The following is a 21593-nucleotide window of genomic DNA, read 5'->3' as shown; positions in this document are numbered from 1 at the left end:
AAGGTAAAAAAATCGGCGCTGAGTGGATAAGTAGCTTGCTAAGAAATATACTTACGTTCATGGTTGTTTGTAAATACCTTTGGTGCGTATCCTAGCCCTTACAAAAGCTGTTTCAAAGCTCGAATTTGTAGGTCGGGGACGACGCCCAAGAGCGCTCGCCCCTATTTATTCAGCGCCTGTTCAAGCACTGCTGAAGCACCCTGATTGAGGTTGTACTGCCATGGTCCGTCGTACCAAAGAGGAAGCTCAGGAAACCCGTAGCCAGATACTCGAAGCGGCCGAGAAAGCCTTTTACGAGCGGGGCGTTGCGCGCACCACACTGGCCGACATTGCGACCCTGGCCGGCGTGACGCGCGGCGCCATTTACTGGCATTTCAGTAACAAGGCGGACCTCGTGCAGGCCATGCTCGATACGCTGCATGAGCCGCTGGATGAAATGGCCAAAGCCAGCGAAAACGAAGATGAACCCGACCCTCTGGGCTGCATGCGCAAGCTGCTGATTCATTTGTTTCATCAAGTTGCGCTGGACCCGAAAACCCGGCGCATCAATGAGATTTTGTTTCATAAGTGCGAGTTCACCGATGAAATGTGCGACCTGCGCCAGCAGCGGGTGGACGCCTGCCTCGAATGCAATGTACGCATCGGCCTGGCGCTGCGAAATGCTGTGAATCGCGGGCAACTGCCGCAGGACCTCGACACCGTGCGTGCCGCGATCAGCCTGCATGCGTTCATTGATGGCATCCTGTATCAATGGTTATTGGCGCCCGACAGTTTTCAACTGCACACCGAGGCCGAGCGTTGGGTCGACACCGGGCTGGACATGCTGCGCCTGAGCCCCAGCCTGCGCAAATGAAACAAAATTCGTGATGGGGTGCTGTTATATACGGCCGATGGCCATGTTGACAGCCGGTAAGCGGCGTATTTTGTTGGAAATTTGTGTCGCTTTGCCGCGCCCCGCACTACGCATCCCCTGTAGTAGCGAGCATGCTCGCGATGGTCGTCAACGATGACGCTGGTATCATGATGCCCCGCGGTGTCCGAGCTACCATCGCGAGCATGCTCGCTCCTACAGGGGAGGGCACAGCTTCAAACAATTAAAAAAGCCCCGGCTCTTTCGAGTCGGGGCTTTTTGCGTTACGGGTTCTGCCTTACAACGTCGGGTAGTCGATGTAACCCACCGGCCCTTTGCCGTAGAACGACTCTGGGCGCGGTTCGTTGAGCGCCGCATCGGCCTTCAGGCGCGCCGGCAGGTCCGGGTTGGCGATGAACGGGATGCCAAAGGCCACCGCGTCGGCTTTGCCGCTCGCCAGCCAGGCGTTGGCGCTGTCCTTGGTGAAGCGTTCGTTGGCGATATAAGGACCGCCGAACGCTTCCTTGAGGGTCGGGCCAAGGCTGTCGGCACCTTCCTGCTCACGGGAGCAGATGAACGCGATGCCACGCTTGCCCAGCTCGCGAGCCACGTAGGTGAAGGTTTCCGCCAGGTTGTCGTCGCCCATGTCGTGAGAGTCGGCGCGTGGCGCCAGGTGCACACCGACACGGCCCGCGCCCCAGACGTCGATCGCGGCGTCCGTGACTTCGAGCAACAGGCGGGCACGGTTTTCCAGGGAACCGCCGTATTGGTCGGTGCGCTGGTTGGTGCTGCTTTGCAGGAACTGGTCGAGCAGGTAGCCGTTGGCGCCGTGGATTTCCACGCCGTCGAAGCCGGCGGCCTTGGCGTTTTCCGCCCCAGTGCGATAGGCCTCGATGATCTCGGCGATTTCATCGGTTTCCAGGGCGCGAGGGGTTGGATAGTCGGCCATTGGACGCACCAGGCTGACGTGGCCCTTTGGCTGGATGGCGCTTGGCGCAACCGGCGCTTCACCGTTCAGGTATGACGGGTGGGATACCCGGCCGACGTGCCACAGTTGCAGGAAGATCTTGCCGCCTGCGCCGTGGATCGCCTTGGTGATGTTGGTCCAGCCACGCACCTGGTCGTTGGACCAGATACCCGGGGTGTCCGGGTAGCCGACGCCCATCGGGGTGACCGAGGTGGCTTCGCTGAGGATCAGGCCCGCCGAAGCACGTTGCACGTAGTACTCGGCCATCAGCGCGTTGGGCACGCGACCTTCGTCGGCGCGGCAGCGGGTCAGCGGCGCCATGATGATGCGGTTGGACAACTCGACGTCGCCGAGTTTGATTGGATCGAAAAGAGTCGTCATTTGAAAATCCTTCGTTAGGTATCAGTTAGTAGCAGCCAGCTCGGGATTACCGTTCTGGCGGAAAGTGATCAGGGTGGCCAAGAGGGCGAGTACTGCCAGAGCAGCGGCCGCGAGGGGCACGTTGGCCAGGCCGAAACCGTGGGCGATGACGCTGCCGCCGACCCAGGCACCCAAGGCGTTGCCGACGTTGAAAGCGCCGATGTTCAGGGTCGATACCAGGTTGGGTGCGGCCTTGCCGTAGGTCACCACGTTGACTTGCAGGGCGGGCACTGCGGCAAAGCACGCGGTGGCCCATAGGAACAGGGTGATCTCGGTGGGGATCAGCGCGACGCTGGTCCAGGTCAGCACTGTGGACACCACCGCCATGGTGATGAATACCCCGATCAACGTGGCGGCCAACCCCTTGTCTGCCAGCTTGCCGCCGATGATGTTGCCGACAGTCAGGCCCAGGCCGATGAGCACCAGGGTCCAGGTCACGCCGCGAGGCGAGACACCGGTCACTTCGCCCAGCAACGGCGCGACATAGGTAAACAGGGTGAACACCGACGCGGCGAAAAGCGCGGTCATGCTCAGCGACAGCCAGATGCCAGCGCCTTTGAGGGCGCGCAGTTCGGCGCGCATGTCGAGTTTTTCTTCGTCGCGCTTGGCCGGCAGGAATCGGATCAGGCCAATCAGCGCAATCACGCCGATCACGGTCACCGCCCAGAAGGTCGAGCGCCAGCCGGCTTGTTGTCCGAGCGCCGTGCCCAGCGGCACGCCGAGGACGTTGGCCAGGGTCAGGCCGGTGAACATCAGGGCCACGGCCGAGGCGCGTTTGTTGGCGGGCACCAGGTTGGCGGCCACCACCGAGCCAATACCAAAAAAAGCGCCGTGGCACAGGGCGGTAATCACACGGGCGAACATCAGCACGTTGTAATCAGTGGCCAGGGCGCATAACAGGTTGCCGATGATGAAAATGCCCATCAACGCGACCAGTGCAGCCTTGCGCGGCAATTTGGCGGTGGCCAGTGCCATGAACGGCGCACCGATGGCCACGCCCAGGGCGTAGCCGGTCACCAGCCAGCCGGCGCCGGGGATCGACACACCGAGGTCGGCCGCCACTTCGGGCAGCAGGCCCATGATGACGAACTCGGTGGTGCCGATGGCGAAGGCGCTCAAGGCCAGAATGAGTAGCGAGAGGGGCATTGTTGATTCCTTGACCCTGAAGGTTCAGAGCTCTTTGCTGAAGGCGCTGAGGAAGGCCTGGATGGTTTCCTCGTTGCGTTTGAAGAAGTGCCACTGGCCGACTTTGCGGCTGCTGATCAGGCCGGCGCGTTGCAATGTCGCCAGGTGCGCGGACACCGTGGACTGCGATAAACCGCAACGTTGATCGATCTGCCCGGCGCAAACGCCATGTTCATTGCTGTGGCTTTGGTCAGGAAATTCGACGGAGGGATTTTTGAGCCAGTGCAGGATGTCTCGCCGTACCGGGTGAGCCAGGGCTTTTATTATTTCGTCGAGGTCAATCTTCATGGCTTGGGGCCTGTCATGTGTAAAACGTTATATCGCGATGAAGCGAAATTTAAATCGTTACATCGCGATATACAAATATGATTTTGTTCTGGCGAACGCATATTTCGCTATATCGGGTTATAACGATATGAGGTGTCAGGGCAACACCGGGCGGTGCTAAGCTGCGCCCATGAACTATCTCGCACATCTTCACCTCGGTGGCCAGCGTCCCGGTCAATTGCTCGGCAGTCTGTATGGCGATTTCGTCAAGGGGCGGCTGCAAGGGCAATTTGCGCCGGAGGTCGAAGCGGCTATCCAATTGCATCGTCGCATTGACGTGTTCACCGACCGCCATCCGCTGGTGGATGTGGCGCTGTCGCGCTTTACACTGACCCGCAGGCGCTACGCGGGAATCGTGTTGGACGTGTTTTTCGATCACTGCCTCGCGCGGGACTGGGCTTCGTACGCCGACCGGCCGCTGGAGCTGTTCACCTCAGACGTGTACAGGGTGCTGTCCAGTGAGCGGCAATTGCCCGAGCGTCTGGCGCGGATTGCGCCGTACATGGTGGCGGATGACTGGCTGGGATCGTACCGCGAGTTCGAAGTGATGGAGCAGGTGCTGCGGGGGATTGCGCGGCGGCTGACACGGCCGGAGGAACTGGCGGGGGCGATGCACGAACTGCGCGAGTTGTATGAGCCGTTGAGCGAGGATTTCCGGCTGTTTTATCCGCGGCTGCAGGAGTTTTCAAAGATCTCACAGACAGCCTAGGTACCTGTGGGAGCGGGCTTGCCCGCGATGGCGGTGTATCAGTCAAAGAGTTGTCGACTGGTCCACCGCTATCGCGGGCAAGCCCGCTCCCACAGGGTTCCAAGTGTATTCAAAAAATCAAGCCGCGATGGCGGGGCGCATCGGCGCTCGTTGAGTTTCCGGGATCGTCCCGAACAATGCCTTCTGCACCGCTTGCTGCGCTTCGAACGCCAACACGGCGCGTTCCCGGTTTTCGCAGGCGATCGGCTTGAGCAGGTGAATCTCCACGTCGCCGCGATCGTTGGCGAACAGGCGCATCAAGTGCGAGAGCAGATCGTCGTCACCAATGAAAGGGGCCAGCGAGCATGCCTGGCCTTCACGCAGATAACGGATGGCCACCGGTTGCAGCTTCACCTTGGAATCGATGGCCGCCGACAGCAAGCGGCCATGGAAGGTGCGAAGCGAACGGCCATCGGTGGTGGTGCCTTCCGGGAACATCAACAGCGGATGGGCCTGTTCGAGGTGGCGGGTCATCTGCTTGCGGATCAATTGACTGTCACCCGAGCCACGACGGATGAACAGGCTGCCAGCCTTCGCCGCCAGCCAGCCCGCCACCGGCCAGGTACGGACTTCGGCCTTGGACAGGAACGACAGCGGCGCGAGCATGCCCAGCAGCGGGATGTCGGTCCAGGACACGTGGTTGCTGACCCAGAGCATCGACTCCTTTGGCAACTCCCCGTGTACGGTCACGCGAAAGGGCAGGGCGTTGCTCAGGCGCGCCATGAAAAAGCGCGACCAGCGCTGTCTGCGAACCATGGAATGCGCCATGCCCAGGCGTTCGAACATTCCGAAGACACTGGCCATGCCCAACCCCAGCGTTACAACCCCCAACACGCGCGCGATTCGCGCGTACACCCGTAGGCGGCCCATCACACGGCCGCCTTGAAGTGCTTGGCATAACGCGGGCAGAGTTCGTCGCGCTTGAGCAGGATGAACACGTCGGCCACCTGGAAGTCCTCGTCCCAACACGGCTCGCCACAGATTTTCGCACCCAGGCGCATGTAGGCCTTGAGCAGTGGCGGCATTTCGGCAATCACGTTGGATGGGATGTCCAGGGATGGTAGCGGGTTCTTCGGTTCGGCGCGCAGGTGTTCGGTGCACAGGTAGCGTTCACGCAGGCGTTGCATGATCGCATGCGCCTGGACGCCGCCGTCCTGCATCGGGATGCTCGCGCACCCCATGAGATAGCTGTAGCCACCCTCGTTCAGCACTTCGGCCAGTTCTCCCCAGAGCACGGCGATGGTGCCGCCGTTGCGGTAAGCCGGGTCGACGCAAGTACGGCCGATCTCCAGGATCGGGCCCTTGAGGTGAATGAGGCCATGCAGGCTGAACTCTTCTTCGCTGTAAAACTTGCCCAGGCTGCTGGCTGCCGTGTGGTCAAGGAGGCGGGTGGTCGCCACCAGGCGCCCGGTGTTCAGGTCGCGTACGCCGATGTGGGCGCAGTGAACATCGTAATCATCCATGTCCAGACCCAGCTCCGCGCCTTTGAGCTTGGCGTCGAATTCGCCGCTGAACACGTTGAAGCGCAAGGCCTGGGCTTCCTGCAGGGCTTTTGCGCCGACCAGGCGTTCGGCTTGCAGGCGGCGTTCATTGCCGGTGCCGTTGATGCGGGCAATCTGAGTCATGGCGAATCTCCGTGCGGGCTGCTCACCCGTCTTTGGGTTACAGCGGATCGACTTTCTTTATCCAGCCTTGTTGTGCAAAGTCAGGCTATGTAGCCCCGGTGTCATCGCCGTTAAGCTTTGGTGATGCTTATATGACAGCCCACAAGGAGCCTCTTATGCCCTGGCAAACCCTGTTGCAACGCCGTGATCGCTGGCCCGCCAATCCGGACCTGGCGGAGGGTTTTGCGAACCTGTTGCTTGAGTTGAAAGCCGTCACACCCTTTGAACTGGCGGTGGCCGGTGGGCGCCTGATGGCGACACCAGGGCTGGCATTTCTGGTGGGCTACCAGGCGGCCCTGCGCATGCTCTGGCCGAGCGCACCGCAGAGCTTGGGCGCTTTGTGTGCCACCGAGCAGCGCAGCCTGCGCCCGGCCGATATGCAAACCCGCCTGAGCGAACTGCGGCTGAGCGGACGCAAGGACTTCGTTACCGCCGGTGATGCCGCCGACTGGCTGCTGATTGCTGCTCGCAGCGAAGAGCCCGGCGACGATCCGCGCCTGAGCCTGGCGGTGGTTTATGCTGGCGAGGCCGGCGTGCAAGTGGAAAAACTGCCGCCGATCCCGCTGATGCCCGACATCAGCCATGGCCGCCTGCTGCTGGATAACGCCCTGTGCGAACTGCTTGCAGGGGATGGCTGGGACGCCTACGTCAAACCGTTTCGCACCCTCGAAGACATCTATGTGCTCAGTGCCATGACCGCTTGGTTGTATGGCGTGGGCCAGGACAGCGACTGGCCGCAGGCACTGCAACTGCGCTTGCTCGCGCTGCTGGCCGGCTGCAGTGAAGTCAGCCGCCAGGCGCCCGACAACCCCGCCGGGCATGTGTTGCTGGGCGGCTTGTTTGCACAGTTCGACGCGCTCAAGGCCGAAGTGAACCAGGCCCTGGCCGACGGACCGCCAGAGTGGGCCGCGATGTGGCAGCGCGATCGGGCGGTGATGGAGTTGGCGGCGGGCGCGCGGGGGAAGCGGTTGGCCAAGGCTTTGGCTGGATCTTCGCTGGATTGACCGGCCCCATCGCGGGCAAGCCCGCTCCTACAGGTTCAGTGGTGTTCATAAATTTTGTGAACATCCCAAAACCCTGTGGGAGCGGGCTTGCCCGCGATGGCGGCCTAAAGACTGACAAATATTCCAAAACTGTCATCAACCTCAGCTAGCCTCACCACGCCCATTCCCCAGAGCCCCCGCCATGTTCAAAGGCGTGTCCCTGTTGTTCCTGTTGCTGGTGAGCCTTACCGCCCAGGCCGAAACCTGGCCCGGCGAGCAATGGTCCACCACACCAACCCCCGGCGGCCCGGCCCTTCAAGCGCTTGAAGCCTACGCTTTCCCACCTCGCGACGACGTCAGCAGAAAGGGCGTTCGCACCGACGCTTTGCTGGTGATCCGCGATGGGCGATTGATCTACGAACGCTATGCGAGCCCCACCACCGTCGACACCCCGCACCTGACCTGGTCGATCAGCAAGAGCCTGATGGCCACGGTGCTCGGCGTGGCCTACGCCGAGGGTCGGTTCAAACTCGAGGATCCGGCAGCGAAGTTCTACCCACCGCTGGCCGGGCACCCGAAGCTGACCCTGTCCGACCTGTTGCACTGGGCTTCTGGCCTGGACTGGCAGGAGGATTACGAATACGCGCCGCTGAAGTCCTCGGTGGTGGCAATGCTCTACACCCGTGGCCATCAGGACATGGCACGGTTCACCGCCGAGCATGACGCGTATGCGCCACCTGGCCAGGCCTTCCGTTACTCCAGCGGTGATAGCAACCTGCTGGCGGCGGCATTGAAAACCATCGTCGGCCCGGCCCGATATGCGGACTATCCCTGGACCGCGCTGTTCGAACCGCTGGGCATCCGCCATGCCGTGTGGGAAACCGACGCCACCGGCACCTTCGTCGCCTCATCCTACGCCTACCTCACGGCCCGCGATCTTGCTCGCGTCGGTCTGTTGATGGCCCGCGACGGTCGTTGGGGTGACCGGCAATTGCTACCCGCGGACTGGGTGGCCTTCAATCGCCAGCCATTCGCACGTTACCAGGCCCACCAGGACGAAGCGGTGCCGGGCGGCCACTGGTGGCTCAACCGTGATGCGGACGGCGCGGCGCGTCCGTGGCCCGATGCGCCGCCAGACACCTTCGCCGCACTCGGCCATTGGGGCCAGGCGATGTACGTGATTCCCAGCGAGCGCCTGGTGATCGTGCGCTACGGCGATGATCGCGACGGCCGTTATCGCCACAACGAATTGCTCAAGCGAGTGCGCCAGGCTTTTGCCGGGACGGTGCAACCATGAAGCGTCGCCATTTTGTTCGCCGTCGACCGTTTACCGCAGTGGGGGCGTTCCTGCTGATCGCCTTGCTCGGCTGGATCTGGCAGGAGCGTGTGGCGTTGTGGGCTTTCCCCGACATCATCAGTGCCTACACCGCCAAGGAATATTGCTCGTGCCGTTATGTGATGAACAACGACGCGCAGTATTGCCGGGGTTATGTGAAACAGTGGCTGCCCGTCAGCGGTTTCACCGATGATTCTGCTGCCAAACGTGTCTCGGTCGAGGGCCTTGGGCGCAGTAACAGCGCGCAATGGCTGGGCGAGCGCCAGGGTTGTCGCTTGAATCCTTGAGCAACCGGCTCGTGGGCGGTTATGGTTCGTGCAGGTTTATCTGCCCCACGAGTCTTTATGTTCAAGCGGTCACTCTGCAAAGTCTGTAAAACCCTCGCCGTCGTGCTGTTGGTGGGCGCCACGTTCTCGGCCCAGGCCAACTGGTATCTGGACGGCGAGTCGTCGCGGCTATCGTTCGTCAGCACCAAGAACGCCAACATTTCCGAAGTCCAGCGGTTCCTGGTACTGCATGGCAAGGTCAGCCCCAAGGGCGTGGCCGAGGTCGAGGTCGAGCTGGATTCGATCAACAGCGGCATCCCGTTGCGCGATGAGCGCATGCGCAAGGATCTGTTCGAGATCGAGCGGTTCCCCGAAGCGCTGATCAGCGCGCAAATCGACTTGGGGCCGATCAACGATCTGGCCAACGGCGCCCAACTCGAACTGCGCCTGCCGGTCACCGTCAACCTTCATGGCAAGCAACATCAATACAACGCCGAGCTGCTGGCTACCCGGCTGGATGACCGGCGTTTCCAGGTGGTGACGCTTGAACCGCTGGTGATCAACGCGGCGGATTTTGACCTGGCGCCGGGCTTGGAGTCCTTGCGCAAGGTCGCCGGTTTGTCAGCCATCAGTCTGTCGGTGCCGGTGGGTGCGGTGCTGATCTTCACGGCGCGCTGACATGCAAGGCGCGATTTTCCCCTGGCGCGATGGCAATCGCTTCGAACTGCTGATCGACGGTCCGCAGTTTTTCCCGCGCATGCTGGTCGCCATTGCCCGCGCTGAGGAGCAAGTCGAGCTGGAGTTATATCTGGTAGAGGCGGGCGAGTGCGCCGAGGCGATGGTCCAGGCGTTGGTCCAGGCCGCCGAACGCGGTGTACGGGTTCGCTGCCTGTTCGATGATTACGGCAGCCTCGCCTTCACCCTGATTCTGCGTCAGCGATTGATGGCGGCAGGTGTGGAGTTGCGTTTCTACAATCGCCTGAGCTGGCGGCGCTGGGTGGGCAATTTCTATCGCGACCATCGCAAGTTGTTGCTGGTCGATCAATGCCTGGCGGTGGTGGGCGGGACCGGGGTCACTGATGAGTTCTGGCTGCCGAGTGAAAACACCAGCCAATGGCACGAGGTGATGGTGGAAATCACCGGTCCGCTGGTGATCGACTGGCAGTTGTTGTTCGATCGCCAGTGGATCGCCAACCGCCATCGGCGTGCCTGGCGACCGTCGGCGCATTTCGGTCTGCCGCGACTGCCCCGGGTGCCATCGACGGGCGAGGGCATGGGGCGCGTGGCCTACGCCGACGCCCGCCAGCACCGGGACATCCTGCAGTCGCTGGTACGCGCCCTGAACAGCGGCCAGCGGCGTGTCTGGCTGGCGACGCCGTACTTTCTGCCCACCTGGAAAGTGCGCCGCTCATTGCGCCGCGCGGCCGGTCGCGGCGTCGATGTGCGTCTGTTGCTGACTGGCCCGCGCACCGATCACCCGTCCGTGCGTTACGCCGGGCATCGTTACTACCCGCGCCTGCTCAGGGCCGGGGTGAAAATCTTCGAATACCAGCCCTGTTTCCTGCACCTGAAAATGGTGCTGGTGGATGACTGGGTGAGCATCGGCTCGTGCAACTTCGACCACTGGAACCTGCGCTTCAACCTGGAAGCCAACCTCGAGGCGCTGGACCCCAGCCTGACCCGGGCGGTGGTGGCCAGTTTCGAGAGCGATTTTGCGAAGAGCGAGGAAGTCAGTCTGCAGGACTGGAAACGCCGGCCGTTGTGGCGGCGGGTCAAGCAGCGGGTTTGGGGATGGGTGGATCGGGTGGTGGTGAATCTGTTGGATCGGCGGGGGTAGGGCTAACGCCAGAAATCTTCAGTTGGAAAACCACTGTGGGAGCGGCGGTGCGACGATTCGACTTGCCCGCGATGGCGGCTGAGCAGTCAACACAGATGTTGAATGTGACGGCCTCATCGCGGGCAAGTCGAATCGTCGCACCGCCGCTCCCACAGGTTTGGTTTAGACCGAGTTAGAGCAACTCAAAACTCTGCTGCGTCACATCCTGCGAGTCCAGGCCGATCTGCACATTGAACTTGCCCGGCTCGGCCGCGTACTTGAGCTGGCTGTTGTAGAACTTCAGGTCATCCTCGCTGATGCTGAAGTGCACGACTTTCTGTTCGCCGGCCTTGAGCATGATTTTCTGGAAGTTCTTCAGCTCCTTGATCGGGCGGATCATCGAGCCGGTCACGTCCTGGATGTACAGTTGCACCACGGTCTCGCCGTCACGCTTGCCGGTATTTTTCACCGTGACGCTGGCGTCGAGCTTGCCGGACTTGTTCAGGGTGGTCGCTGACAGCGCCATGTCGCTCAGGCTGAATTCGGTGTAGCTCAGACCGTAGCCGAATGGGAACAGGGGGCCAGTAGTGTCATCGAAATACTGCGAGGTGTAGTTGCCCGGTTTGCCCGGCGTGAATGGCCGGCCAATGCTCAGGTGGTTGTAGTAGGTCGGAATCTGCCCCACGGAACGCGGGAAAGTGATCGGCAGCTTGCCCGACGGGTTGTAGTCGCCGAACAGTACGTCGGCAATGGCGTTGCCGCCTTCGGTGCCGCTGAACCAGGTTTCCAGGATGGCGTCGGCCTGCTGGTTTTCTTCGAGCAGCGACAGCGGACGCCCGTTCATCAGCACCAGCACCAACGGTTTGCCGGTGGCTTTCAGCGCGCGGATCAGCTCACGCTGGTTTTGCGGGATGTTCAAATCGGTTCGGCTCGATGATTCGTGGGACATGCCACGCGACTCACCGACGGCAGCGACCACCACATCAGCGTCTTTGGCGGCTTTTACCGCTTCGTCGATCAGCACGTTCGCCGGGCGTGGATCATCCACCACTTCCGGGGCATCGAAGTTGAGGAAGTTCAGGTAATCGAGAATCTTCTTGTCGCTGGTGATGTTGGCGCCACGGGCGTAAATCAGGTTGGCCTTGTTGCCAATCACGTTGCTCATGCCATCGAACAAGGTCACCGATTGCGCCGGACGACCGGCAGCCGCCCAGCTGCCCATCATGTCGATGGGAGCCTTGGCGAGTGGGCCGACCAGGGCGACTTTCGCAGTTTTCTTCAGCGGCAGGGTTTCGTTTGAGTTTTTCAACAGCACCTGGCTGCGCCGGGCCACCTCACGGGCATCGGCGCGGTGCAGGCGGCTGTCGGCGTAGGTGTCGGCCGGATCATCCTCGGCCTTGCCGATGCGCAGGTACGGGTCCTTGAACAGGCCCATGTCGTACTTGGCGTCGAGCACCGCACGCACGGCGTTGTCGATGTCGCTCTGCTGGATTTCGCCGGACTTGAGCAGCCCCGGCAGTTCCTTGCCGTACAGGGTGTCGTTCATGCTCATGTGGATGCCGGCCTTGATCGCCAGCTTTGCCGCCTCGCGACCATCGCGTGCAACGCCGTGCTTGATCAGCTCGAAGATCGCGCCGTGGTCGCTGACCGCCAGGCCCTTGAAGCCCCATTCCTTGCGCAACAGGTCGTTCATCAGCCAGGTGTTGGCAGTGGCTGGCACACCGTTGATCGAGTTCAGTGCGACCATCACTCCGCCAGCGCCGGCATCGATGGCGGCGCGGTAAGGTGGCAGGTAGTCCTGGTACATCTTGACCGGGCTCATGTCGACCACGTTGTAGTCGCGACCGCCCTCCACTGCGCCATACAGGGCGAAGTGCTTGACGCTGGCCATGATGCTGTTGGCAGCGTTGGCACCGGTGCCCTGGAACGCCTTGACCATCACCCCGGCGATGCGCGACACCAGGTAGGTATCTTCGCCAAAGCCTTCGGAGGTCCGGCCCCAACGCGGGTCACGGGAAATGTCGACCATCGGCGCGAAGGTGATGTCGAGGCTGTCAGCCGCAGCTTCTTCGGCGGCAACGCGCCCGGAGCGGCCAATGGCGTCCATGTCCCAGCTTGACGCCAGCGCCAGCGGGATCGGGAAAATGGTGCGGTGGCCGTGGATCACGTCATAGGCGAAGAACATCGGGATCTTCAACCGGCTGCGCATGGCCGCATCCTGCATCGGACGGTTTTCCGGGCGGGTGATCGAGTTGAACGTGCCGCCGATGTTGCCCGCGGCGATTTCCTTGCGGATCAGCTCCCGGGGCATTTCCGGACCGATGCTGATCAGGCGCAACTGGCCGATTTTTTCATCGAGGGTCATCTGCTTCATCAGGTTGCTGATGAAGGCGTCCTTGTTCTCCAGCGGCGGGGGAGTCGTAGCGGCCAATACGTTATGACTGGCCAGGCTGACGAGCAGTCCCAGCAAACACAGCTTCTTCATGAATAGTTTCCAGGGCCTAAACGGCAGTGAATGCGCGCCGATCGGCCAAAATTTAGGGAGTGGCTATTGTTGTTCAGGTAATGTTGTTCAGGTAAATGCAGCAAACTTCTGCAGTGTTTTTGTATTGGAGCATCTTTTAGCCCATTGGCTCGATGCATTCCAGTGTGGCGGGAGATTATGCCCGAAGAGTCGGTCAGAAGGTCGCTGGTTGATTTTTCAATGGACGATACAACGGAGCGTCAAATCAAATGAATGTTCAACGAACCACCCGAGCGAGCCTGCGCGTCGCCGCCCTGATCTGGCTGACCAGCCTACTGGCCGGCTGCGGCATCAACAACATCCCCACCCTCGACGAACAGGCCAAGGCCGCCTGGGGCCAGGTGCAGAACCAGTATCAGCGCCGTGCCGACCTGATTCCAAATTTGGTGGAAACGGTCAAGGGCTATGCCAAGCACGAAGAGGAAACCCTGACGGCGGTGATCGAGGCCCGGGCCAAGGCCACCTCAATTCAGGTGGATGCCAGCACCCTGGACAATCCTGAACGCCTCAAGCAGTTCCAACAGGCTCAGGACCAGTTGACCGGCGCCCTGAGTCGTTTGATGGCGGTGTCCGAACGTTATCCTGATCTCAAGGCCAACCAGAATTTCCTGGCGCTGCAATCGCAACTTGAAGGCACCGAAAATCGGATTGCCGTGGCCCGCCGTGATTTCATCCTGGCAGTGCAGAAGTACAACACCGAAATCCGTACCTTCCCGGGGCGCCTGTGGCACACCGTGATGTACAGCGATTTGCCGATCCGTGAAACGTTCGAAGCCACTACTCCAGATGCGGACAAGGCGCCGCAGGTGAAATTCTAGGAAGTAGCCACACAAGCAGCGCAGACGACTCAGCCCGCTTTGACTTGTCGCTCGCAGCTTGAAGCTTGCCGCTGCTCTTATGAGGTTGCCAATGCGCGTGTTGAAAGTGGGCCTGGTGCTGTTGTTGTGGGTGTTGGCCCTGACGGCCCGGGCCGAGTTGAGTTTTCCGGCTTTGACCGGACGGGTGGTGGACAACGCCCAGATGATCGAGCCGTCGGTGCGCGAGCAGTTGACGCAACAGCTTGCGGCCCACGAAAGCGCCACGGGCGAGCAGTTGGTGGTGGTGACAATCCCCAGCCTGCAGGGCGCCGAGATCGCTGATTTCGGTTATCAGTTGGGCCGCCATTGGGGTATCGGCCAGAAGGACAAGAACAACGGTGCGCTTTTGATCGTTGCTCGGGATGACCGCAAGTTGCGCATCGAAGTGGGTTATGGCCTGGAAGATCGCCTGACCGATGCGCAGAGTTCGGTGATCATCAATCAGGTGATTACCCCGGCGTTCAAGGCCGGCAATTTCAGCAAGGGCATCAGCGACGGGGTCGCCGCCATGCTCGTGGTGCTGGGCGGCAGCCCGCTGGATGAGCCGTCGACGATCTACGAGTCGAACAGTGGGCAGGACGACTTCGTTGCCCGTCATCCAGGGATCTTCGTGTTTCTGGTGATGCTGTTCATCCTGACCCTCTTTGTCTTGCAGATGCTCGGCATCCTGCCGGCCGGCCGGGGTGGCTCGGGTGGCTCTGGGGGTGGTTTCGGCGGTGGTGGTTTTGGTGGCGGTGGAGGCGGGGGCTTCAGCGGCGGCGGAGGCAGTTTCGGAGGCGGCGGTTCGTCGGGCGGCTGGTGATAACAATAAATGATGAGCACTTCTAGACATGGCATTACTGACTGAACACGAACAACGCAAAGTCGCCGAGGCGATTGCCCGGGTCGAGCGCGACACCGACGCCGAACTGGTGACGGTGCTGGCAGCCCGCGCCGATGACTACGCGTACATCCCGTTGCTGTGGGCCAGCCTGTTGGCACTGGTGGTGCCGGGTGTCGTGCATTACCTGACCGGCTGGCTGACGATGCACAGTCTGCTGCTGGTGCAATGGGGCACCTTCATTGTGTTATGCCTGCTGTTGCGCCTGCCGAAGATCACCACCCACCTTGTGCCCCGCAAGGTCCGCCATTGGCGCGCCTCGAACCTGGCGCGCCGGCAGTTCCTGGCGCAGAACCTGCACCACACGGTGGGCAGCACCGGCATGCTCATTTTCGTCTGCGAGGCTGAGCGTTATGTGGAGATCCTGGTGGATGAAGGAATTTCCAGTCGGCTGGACAACCAGCATTGGGAATCCATCGTCGCAGCGTTCACCCAGCAGGTGAAACAGGGGCAGACTTTGCAGGGCTTCGTCACCTGCGTCGAGGCGTGCGGCGAGTTGCTCAAGGTGCATGTGCCGGTTACCCATGTGCGCAATGAGTTGCCGAATCGTTTGGTGGTGCTGGGCTGAACCGGATTTTATAGAGGATCCAATCCCTGTGGGAGCGGGCTTGCCCGCGATAGCGGTAGGACAGTCACCAACATTGTTGAAGGTCAGATTGCAATCGCGGGCAAGCCCGCTCCCACAGGTGAAGCCAAATTCGACAGGCCATTCGTAAATAACTGCGTGTCCTGCGCCGCCATCCCCCCTAAAATGCCCTCCATTCCCGATTCTCCGCGACCGAGGCCGTTTTTTTCATGTCTGTTACCGCCACACCCGCCAGCCTCGCGCCGGACCATCACGCCCAGTTCATCGACCTGCTGCAAGGCAGCCTCGACGCCAACGCCTTTATTAAACTGGTGCTGGCCAAGCACGTCGGCAGCGAAACCGACCTGCAACGGGTGATCATCAAGCAGCTGACGGTCAAGGATCAGCCCTGCCTGTCCTTCGTCTACCGCTACAAGACGCGAGATATCACCAAGAACCTGCCGTTGGCCGAAGGTGTGGCGAGCATTGCCGAGCTGTTGCCGGCTTCGTTCAAAAATGCACATTTATTGTCACTGACTGACGAAGCCCAGCTCGAATACAGTAAAAAGGGCAAGTCTTCACTGTTCAAGAGCAAACCTCAGCAATTGCGTGAAGTGCCGTCTACCGGTCACAACCGTGAAAAAAATCGCTTTCTGGACCTGACCCGGCCGTTTCTCGCCGACCTGGGCGTGACGAACAGCAAGCACGAGCTGATCCCGGCGATGTCGCGCAAGTGGAAGCAGATCAACAAATTCATCGAAGTGTTCAGTCATGCGCTGACGTCGTCCCCGCTGGCGCTGGATCAGCCGGTGCGGGTGGCCGATTTCGGCTCGGGCAAGGGCTACCTGACGTTCGCGATCCACGACTACCTGCGCAACACCCTCAACGCCCAGGGCGAAGTGACCGGCGTCGAGCTGCGTGAAGACATGGTCACCCTGTGCAACGCCGCTGCCGCAAAGCTGGAGCATCCCGGTCTGGTGTTCAAGTGCGGTGACGTGCGCAGTGTGGCGCCGAGCGAGCTGGAGGTGATGATCGCCCTGCACGCCTGCGACATCGCCACCGATTATGCGATCCACACCGGCATTCGCTCCGGCGCGTCGATCATCATGTGCTCGCCGTGCTGCCACAAGCAGATCCGCCTGCAAATCCAGAGCCCGGTGCTGCTCAAGCCGATGCTGCAATACGGCCTGCACCTGGGCCAGCAAGCCGAAATGGTCACCGACAGCCTGCGTGCGTTGTTCCTCGAAGCCTGCGGCTACGAGACCAAGGTGTTCGAATTCATCTCACTGGAGCACACCAACAAGAACAAGATGATCCTGGCGGTCAAACGCCCGGAGCCGGTCGACACGGCGCAGTTGTTGGTGAAGATTCAGGAATTGAAGGATTTCTATCACATCAGCGAGCATTGCCTGGAGACGTTGTTGCGAGCGGATGGTTACCTGAACTGACTGGCTGATACCCCCCTGTGGGAGCGGGCTTGCCCGCGATGGAGGCACAGACACCGCTGGGTGTCAGGCAGCTAGCGTCTTCGTTGACGACCATCGTCGGAACGCCGCCCGGAGCAAGCTCGCTCCTACAGGTTCAGGGGATCGGGTCAGGTAGTGGCGACGGGGGTGGGTCTCACCGCCGTCCTGCGCCCCAACATCACCGTGACGATCACCCCCACCGCAAACACCCAGGTGATCGGCTCGACGTGTTCGCCAAAGAACAGTGCCGAAAACGCGATGGTGAAGAAGATCTGCAGCAGTTGGATCTGACTGACCCGGGCAATGCCGCCCATCGCCAACCCGGCGTACCAGGCAAAAAAACCGATGAACTGCGAGAACAGCGAAACGTACCCGAACGCCCACCAGGTTTTCGCCGAGACTTCGCCCTGATGTTGCAGCGCCAGGTACAGCACGGGTCCGATCAGCAGGGGTGTCGACAGTACCAGCGCCCAGCAGATCACCTGCCAACCGCCCATCTCCCGGGCTAATCGGCCACCTTCGGCGTAACCCAGCCCACCCAGGCCAATGGCTCCGATCATCAGCAAATCACCGGCTTGAATGCTGCCTGCGCCGCTGATCAACGCGTAACCCAGTACCAACGCACTGCCCAGCGCAGCGCAGGCCCAGAAGGCTTTCGATGGGCGTTCATGAGACAGCCATGCGGCGTACAGCGCCACGCACAGCGGTTGCAGGCCGTTCACCAGGGCCCCATGGGAGGCCGGCAGGGTTTGCATGGCCCAGGCCGAGAGTACCGGGAAACCCAGGATCACCCCGGCGATCACCAGGCTCAGGCCTTTGACCTGTTGCCACGTCGGCCACTTCTCCCGGCGCCACAGCAACAGCAACGCCGCCGGCACCGCCGCGAACAATGCACGACCGAGGCCGTTCAGCAGTGGATGCAGTTCCTGCACCACGACCCGGGTGAAGGGCAGGGTGAGGCTGAAGATGATGACGCCGAGCAGGCCGAGGGCCATGCCGGTGTTTTCGCGCGAGGACATGATGAAGGACCAGGGTTCGGGGGTGGCAGGTAAGGTCTCCATCTAGCCATAAACCTGGGGGTTTACCCTGTTACAGCTAGGCACAGAGTTATCCGTACAGTTTGAGGACGCCATCGCGGGCAAGCCCGCTCCTACATTTTGGAATGCATTCTCCTGTGGGAGCGGGCTTGCTCGCGATGAACGATGACGCGGTCCAGGGTAGTAACAGGCTATTACCCACCCCGCTGGATAACGACTACCTTCAATACTCCCAAGCATTCCCCCCAGAGGAGTTCTCCCCATGGCTGCCAAGAAAATCCTGATGCTGGTCGGCGATTACGTCGAAGACTATGAAGTGATGGTGCCGTTCCAGGCGTTGTTGATGGTCGGCCACACGGTGCATGCCGTCTGCCCCGACAAAACCGCTGGCCAGACTGTGCGCACGGCAATCCATGACTTTGAGGGCGACCAGACCTACAGCGAAAAGCCTGGCCACCTGTTTGCACTGAACTTCGATTTCGCCAAGGTGGCCGAGGCTGACTACGATGCGCTGGTGATCCCAGGCGGTCGTGCGCCGGAATACCTGCGGTTGAACGAAAAGGTCCTGGAGCTGGTACGCGCCTTCGACAAGGCCGGCAAACCGATCGCGGCGGTGTGCCATGGCGCCCAGTTGCTCGCGGCGGCGGGGATTCTCGAAGGTCGCGAATGCAGTGCGTACCCGGCCTGCGCTCCAGAAGTGCGTTTGGCGGGCGGCACGTTCATCGACATCGCGGTGACGGATGGCCACGTTCAAGGCAATCTGGCCACGGCGCCTGCCTGGCCGGCGCATCCGAACTGGCTCGCCGGTTTCCTCCGGTTGCTGGGCACCAAAATCACGCTGTAACGAGGGCTTCTCCATGTGCGAGCTGTACGTCAAGGCTGACCCGATTCTCTACGAGTCACGCTCGCGCTCGTTGCGCATCTGCGGCGTGGTGACCACGCTGCGCCTGGAGAATCAGTTCTGGGACATCCTCAGCGAAATCGCCGAGGTCGACGGCATGACCACCAACCAGTTGATCACCAAGCTGTATGAAGAGGTGATGGACTATCGCGGCGAAGTGGTGAATTTTGCATCGTTCCTGCGGGTCAGTTGCACGCGCTACCTGAGCCAGCGGCGAGTGCCGGTGCCTGAGCTGGCGGTGGTGCGGTCTGGGGTCAAATAGCCGAAATCGAGTCGACCCCATCGCGAGCAAGCCCGCTCCCACAAGTGGTTGAGTGTTCGCATCTCTCTGTGGGAGCGGGCTTGCTCGCGAAAGCGGTGTATCAGTCAATGAAGATGCCAACTGACCGTTTGCCTTCTTTGAAACGCTGCCCGGAGACAAGCCCGGTTTCACAGTTGATCGAGATTAAACCTCCACCGGCACCGCCAGCTCCGGATGACCCAGCGCATGGGTCTTCGAATCGAAGAAGCGCAACTCTGACCCCGTTCTTTCGAACACCTTGGCGTAATGGCGCTTCTGGTGCTGGATGAACGCCTGGCTGCGGGGATAGATCGAAATCGCCACCAACGCCGGTTTCGCGTGGCGCAGCGCATCGATGAGATGCTGATCCTGCTCATTCAGCCCGTGCCCGAAAATGCACAGGCCTGCGTCTTGCTTCATCAGCTGGTCAAGGCAGAACGACAGGTAGTCCGAGCTGCGAATCGTCTTGAGCTTGTCCGCGCTCGTCCCTTCGTTGACGAAGAGCGGCACATCGTCCAGCGTCTTGATCGTATTGTTGATCGCGAAGCTGCCCAGTAGCGTGCCTTCGGTCGAGGTCATCCTGCGCGCGGTGCCGTCCTGGTTGCGCACCAGGTGCAGGCCACCGTGCAGGTACAGCACGCGGGTTTTATCGGTGGCGGTGGCGCTCAGGTCGAAGCCCGGCTCCGTGCCCTGGAACAGATCGGTGAGGGTGTCCGGCTGATGCTGGATCGCCCAGTGGGTCAGCAGGTCGTAATTGGTGGTGAACACTGACGAGTAGCGGCTCAGCTCCTGGTTGATCGTCGCCAGCGTGGCCGGCTCCACCAGCCGCCATGGGATGTGCACCGCGTGGACGCTGTTGATCAGCGCTTCCTTGATCGCGTAATAGCGATTGCGCGGCGCGGCGGAGCTGACAGCCAGGGCTTTGTTCACCCGGCTGGTGGTTTTCAGCGCGCCCAGTACCTGCTCGAAGCTGCGGGTCTGCAGCGCGTCGAATACGCTCAGTTCGGAGGCGCTCAGAGGCTTTTCCTCGACAGTGCGCGCATTCTCGAACAGTGAGTCGTAGCCGAAGTCGTCCCATACCGCGCGGCTGGCGCCGTTGCCCAGCAGCAGGCCGCTGATGGAGGTGCTGGCGCGCAGGGCGTTCCAGTCTTCTAGTTGGGCATCGACATCCTGGAAATCGGTCATTGCGGTGCTCGTTTCAAAAGCCAAAGGTCAGATGGGTGGCGACTTTATCACGACCGGTCCTTGAGCCAGATCAAGTCAATCATTGGCCAATCGGCGGATTCTTCAGGTTACCGCCGAATCGAACAGGCGAAACGGCCCAGACCTGGAGACTCGTTCATGAGCAGCACCTTTTTCATCCCCGCCGTGAATATCATGGGTAACGGTTGCCTCGACGAAGCAATGGACGCCATCCGCAATTACGGCTACCGCAAGGCGCTGATTGTCACTGATGCCGGGCTGGCCAAGGCTGGGGTGGCAGCAATGATCGCCGAGAAGCTGGCGCTGCGCGATATCGACTCGGTTGTTTTCGATGGCGCCAAGCCCAACCCAAGCATCGCCAACGTTGAAAGCGGCTTGGGCCTGCTCAAGGAAAGCCGTTGTGATTTCGTGGTGTCCCTGGGTGGCGGTTCGCCCCACGACTGCGCCAAAGGCATCGCCCTGTGCGCGACCAATGGTGGGCAGATCCGCGATTACGAAGGCGTGGATCAGTCGACCAAACCACAATTGCCGTTGATCGCCATCAACACCACCGCCGGCACCGCCAGCGAGATGACCCGTTTTTGCATCATCACCGACGAGTCCCGCCACGTGAAAATGGCCATCGTCGACCGCAACGTCACGCCGCTGCTGTCGGTCAATGACCCGGCGCTGATGATTGCCATGCCCAAGAGCCTGACGGCCGCCACCGGCATGGACGCGCTCACCCACGCCATCGAGGCCTACGTGTCGACGGCGGCGACGCCGATCACCGACGCCTGCGCGTTGAAGGCCATCACCCTGATCAGCAACAACCTGCGCCTGGCTGTGCGCGACGGCAGCGACATCGGCGCACGGGAGAACATGGCGTACGCCCAGTTCCTGGCGGGCATGGCGTTCAACAACGCGTCCTTGGGTTACGTGCACGCCATGGCTCACCAACTGGGCGGTTTCTACGACTTGCCCCATGGCGTGTGCAACGCCGTGCTGCTGCCCCATGTGCAAAGCTTCAATGCGATGGTCTGCGCCGACCGCCTGACCGATGTCGCCCACGCAATGAGCGCCGACATTCGTGGCGTCACCCCGGAAGAAGGTGCCCAGGCCGCCCTCGCAGCCATCCGCAGTCTGGCGAAGGACGTCGAGATTCCTGCCGGCCTGCGTGCCCTCGGTGCGCGTCTCAACGACATCCCGACCCTGGCCAGCAACGCCCTGAAAGACGCCTGCGGTCTGACCAACCCACGGGCGGCGGATCAACGGCAGATCGAGGAAATTTTCCTCAGCGCGTTTTGACCCGCGCGCGGTTCGGGTGCAAAGGACGCTA

At 61.3% G+C, this 21593-nt stretch carries 22 protein-coding genes; 14 read left to right on the top strand and 8 right to left on the bottom strand.

Going from position 1 to position 21593, the window contains the following annotated elements; all coding sequences use genetic code 11:
* Positions 1 to 220 precede the first annotated feature (220 nt).
* Entirely contained in the window at positions 221 to 853 is a 633-nt protein-coding gene (gene emhR / locus AB4N64_RS18730) for an efflux system transcriptional repressor EmhR (RefSeq protein ID WP_460117366.1), read from the top strand.
* Between the two features lie 295 nt (positions 854 to 1148).
* Here emhR and AB4N64_RS18725 read toward each other — a convergent pair whose 3' ends face one another.
* From AB4N64_RS18725 to AB4N64_RS18715, 3 genes are read right to left on the bottom strand one after another with little or no spacing between them, the layout of a single operon-like run.
* A complete protein-coding gene (locus AB4N64_RS18725) occupies positions 1149 to 2198 on the bottom strand; it encodes an alkene reductase (RefSeq protein ID WP_460117365.1) in 1050 nt (349 codons plus the stop codon).
* A gap of 21 nt (positions 2199 to 2219) precedes the next feature.
* The gene (locus AB4N64_RS18720; RefSeq protein WP_460117364.1) at positions 2220 to 3383 is read right to left on the bottom strand and encodes an MFS transporter; all 1164 of its coding nucleotides are present in this window, start codon (positions 3381 to 3383) and stop codon (positions 2220 to 2222) included.
* Between the two features lie 24 nt (positions 3384 to 3407).
* Positions 3408 to 3710: an ArsR/SmtB family transcription factor gene (locus tag AB4N64_RS18715; RefSeq protein WP_460117363.1), complete on the bottom strand. Its 303-nt coding sequence runs from the start codon at positions 3708 to 3710 to the stop codon at positions 3408 to 3410.
* 169 nt (positions 3711 to 3879) lie between these two features.
* On the opposite strand from AB4N64_RS18715, the gene AB4N64_RS18710 reads away from it, so the two are divergent.
* Positions 3880 to 4458, top strand: a complete 579-nt coding sequence (locus AB4N64_RS18710) for an acyl carrier protein phosphodiesterase (RefSeq protein ID WP_460117362.1) — start codon at positions 3880 to 3882, stop codon at positions 4456 to 4458.
* Between the two features lie 117 nt (positions 4459 to 4575).
* On the opposite strand, the gene AB4N64_RS18705 is transcribed toward AB4N64_RS18710, so the two are convergent.
* Positions 4576 to 5367: a lysophospholipid acyltransferase family protein gene (locus AB4N64_RS18705; protein WP_460117361.1), complete on the bottom strand. Its 792-nt coding sequence runs from the start codon at positions 5365 to 5367 to the stop codon at positions 4576 to 4578.
* A complete protein-coding gene (gene olsB / locus AB4N64_RS18700) occupies positions 5367 to 6122 on the bottom strand; it encodes an L-ornithine N(alpha)-acyltransferase (RefSeq protein WP_460117360.1) in 756 nt (251 codons plus the stop codon). Before olsB ends, AB4N64_RS18705 begins: the two co-directional genes overlap by 1 nt.
* Positions 6123 to 6277: 155 nt before the next feature.
* Between olsB and AB4N64_RS18695 the strand changes: the two genes are divergently transcribed.
* The 5 genes from AB4N64_RS18695 to AB4N64_RS18675 all read left to right on the top strand — a co-directional run bounded on the left by AB4N64_RS18695 (position 6278) and on the right by AB4N64_RS18675 (position 10583).
* Positions 6278 to 7165 carry an acyl-CoA dehydrogenase gene (locus AB4N64_RS18695; RefSeq protein WP_460117359.1) on the top strand — a complete coding sequence of 296 codons (888 nt, stop codon included), beginning with the start codon at positions 6278 to 6280 and terminating at the stop codon, positions 7163 to 7165.
* 181 nt (positions 7166 to 7346) lie between these two features.
* Entirely contained in the window at positions 7347 to 8441 is a 1095-nt protein-coding gene (locus tag AB4N64_RS18690; protein WP_460117358.1) for a serine hydrolase domain-containing protein, read from the top strand.
* Complete coding sequence (locus AB4N64_RS18685) at positions 8438 to 8767, top strand: amidase (RefSeq protein WP_460117357.1); 330 nt, start codon at positions 8438 to 8440, stop codon at positions 8765 to 8767. The genes AB4N64_RS18690 and AB4N64_RS18685 overlap by 4 nt, the downstream gene beginning before the upstream one ends.
* A gap of 57 nt (positions 8768 to 8824) precedes the next feature.
* Complete coding sequence (locus AB4N64_RS18680; protein WP_460117356.1) at positions 8825 to 9424, top strand: YceI family protein; 600 nt, start codon at positions 8825 to 8827, stop codon at positions 9422 to 9424.
* Position 9425: 1 nt separating this feature from the next.
* Positions 9426 to 10583: a phospholipase D-like domain-containing protein gene (locus AB4N64_RS18675; protein WP_460117355.1), complete on the top strand. Its 1158-nt coding sequence runs from the start codon at positions 9426 to 9428 to the stop codon at positions 10581 to 10583.
* Between the two features lie 172 nt (positions 10584 to 10755).
* Here AB4N64_RS18675 and bglX read toward each other — a convergent pair whose 3' ends face one another.
* Positions 10756 to 13047, bottom strand: a complete 2292-nt coding sequence (gene bglX / locus AB4N64_RS18670; RefSeq protein WP_460117354.1) for a beta-glucosidase BglX — start codon at positions 13045 to 13047, stop codon at positions 10756 to 10758.
* Between the two features lie 248 nt (positions 13048 to 13295).
* Between bglX and AB4N64_RS18665 the strand changes: the two genes are divergently transcribed.
* From AB4N64_RS18665 to AB4N64_RS18650, 4 genes are all read left to right on the top strand, one after another.
* Positions 13296 to 13904, top strand: coding sequence for a LemA family protein (locus AB4N64_RS18665; protein ID WP_460117353.1), 609 nt, complete (start codon positions 13296 to 13298; stop codon positions 13902 to 13904).
* Positions 13905 to 13995: 91 nt separating this feature from the next.
* Positions 13996 to 14745: a TPM domain-containing protein gene (locus tag AB4N64_RS18660; RefSeq protein ID WP_460117352.1), complete on the top strand. Its 750-nt coding sequence runs from the start codon at positions 13996 to 13998 to the stop codon at positions 14743 to 14745.
* A gap of 28 nt (positions 14746 to 14773) precedes the next feature.
* Complete coding sequence (locus tag AB4N64_RS18655) at positions 14774 to 15391, top strand: TPM domain-containing protein (RefSeq protein WP_460117351.1); 618 nt, start codon at positions 14774 to 14776, stop codon at positions 15389 to 15391.
* A 227-nt stretch (positions 15392 to 15618) separates the two neighbouring features.
* A complete protein-coding gene (locus tag AB4N64_RS18650; protein WP_460117350.1) occupies positions 15619 to 16836 on the top strand; it encodes a class I SAM-dependent methyltransferase in 1218 nt (405 codons plus the stop codon).
* A gap of 146 nt (positions 16837 to 16982) precedes the next feature.
* Here the strand turns inward: AB4N64_RS18650 and AB4N64_RS18645 are convergent, their stop codons facing one another.
* Positions 16983 to 17873, bottom strand: coding sequence for a DMT family transporter (locus AB4N64_RS18645; protein WP_460126800.1), 891 nt, complete (start codon positions 17871 to 17873; stop codon positions 16983 to 16985).
* A gap of 280 nt (positions 17874 to 18153) precedes the next feature.
* Between AB4N64_RS18645 and AB4N64_RS18640 the strand changes: the two genes are divergently transcribed.
* Both AB4N64_RS18640 and AB4N64_RS18635 read left to right on the top strand, forming a co-directional pair.
* On the top strand, positions 18154 to 18735 hold the full coding sequence (locus tag AB4N64_RS18640) for a DJ-1/PfpI family protein (protein ID WP_460117349.1): 582 nt from the start codon (positions 18154 to 18156) through the stop codon (positions 18733 to 18735).
* Positions 18736 to 18748: 13 nt separating this feature from the next.
* Positions 18749 to 19054: a ribbon-helix-helix domain-containing protein gene (locus tag AB4N64_RS18635; RefSeq protein WP_460117348.1), complete on the top strand. Its 306-nt coding sequence runs from the start codon at positions 18749 to 18751 to the stop codon at positions 19052 to 19054.
* A gap of 183 nt (positions 19055 to 19237) precedes the next feature.
* On the opposite strand, the gene AB4N64_RS18630 is transcribed toward AB4N64_RS18635, so the two are convergent.
* Positions 19238 to 20257, bottom strand: coding sequence for a DUF4917 family protein (locus tag AB4N64_RS18630; RefSeq protein ID WP_460117347.1), 1020 nt, complete (start codon positions 20255 to 20257; stop codon positions 19238 to 19240).
* 156 nt (positions 20258 to 20413) lie between these two features.
* Here AB4N64_RS18630 and yiaY point away from each other — a divergent pair, with 156 nt between their 5' ends.
* A complete protein-coding gene (yiaY, locus tag AB4N64_RS18625) occupies positions 20414 to 21562 on the top strand; it encodes an L-threonine dehydrogenase (RefSeq protein WP_460117346.1) in 1149 nt (382 codons plus the stop codon).
* The last annotated feature ends 31 nt before the right edge of the window (positions 21563 to 21593 follow it).

The sequence above is a fragment of the Pseudomonas sp. S2_C03 genome, assembly GCF_054668405.1.
Note: the sequence above shows the minus strand (reverse complement) of the source record. Positions and strands in the feature narration are given on the sequence as shown.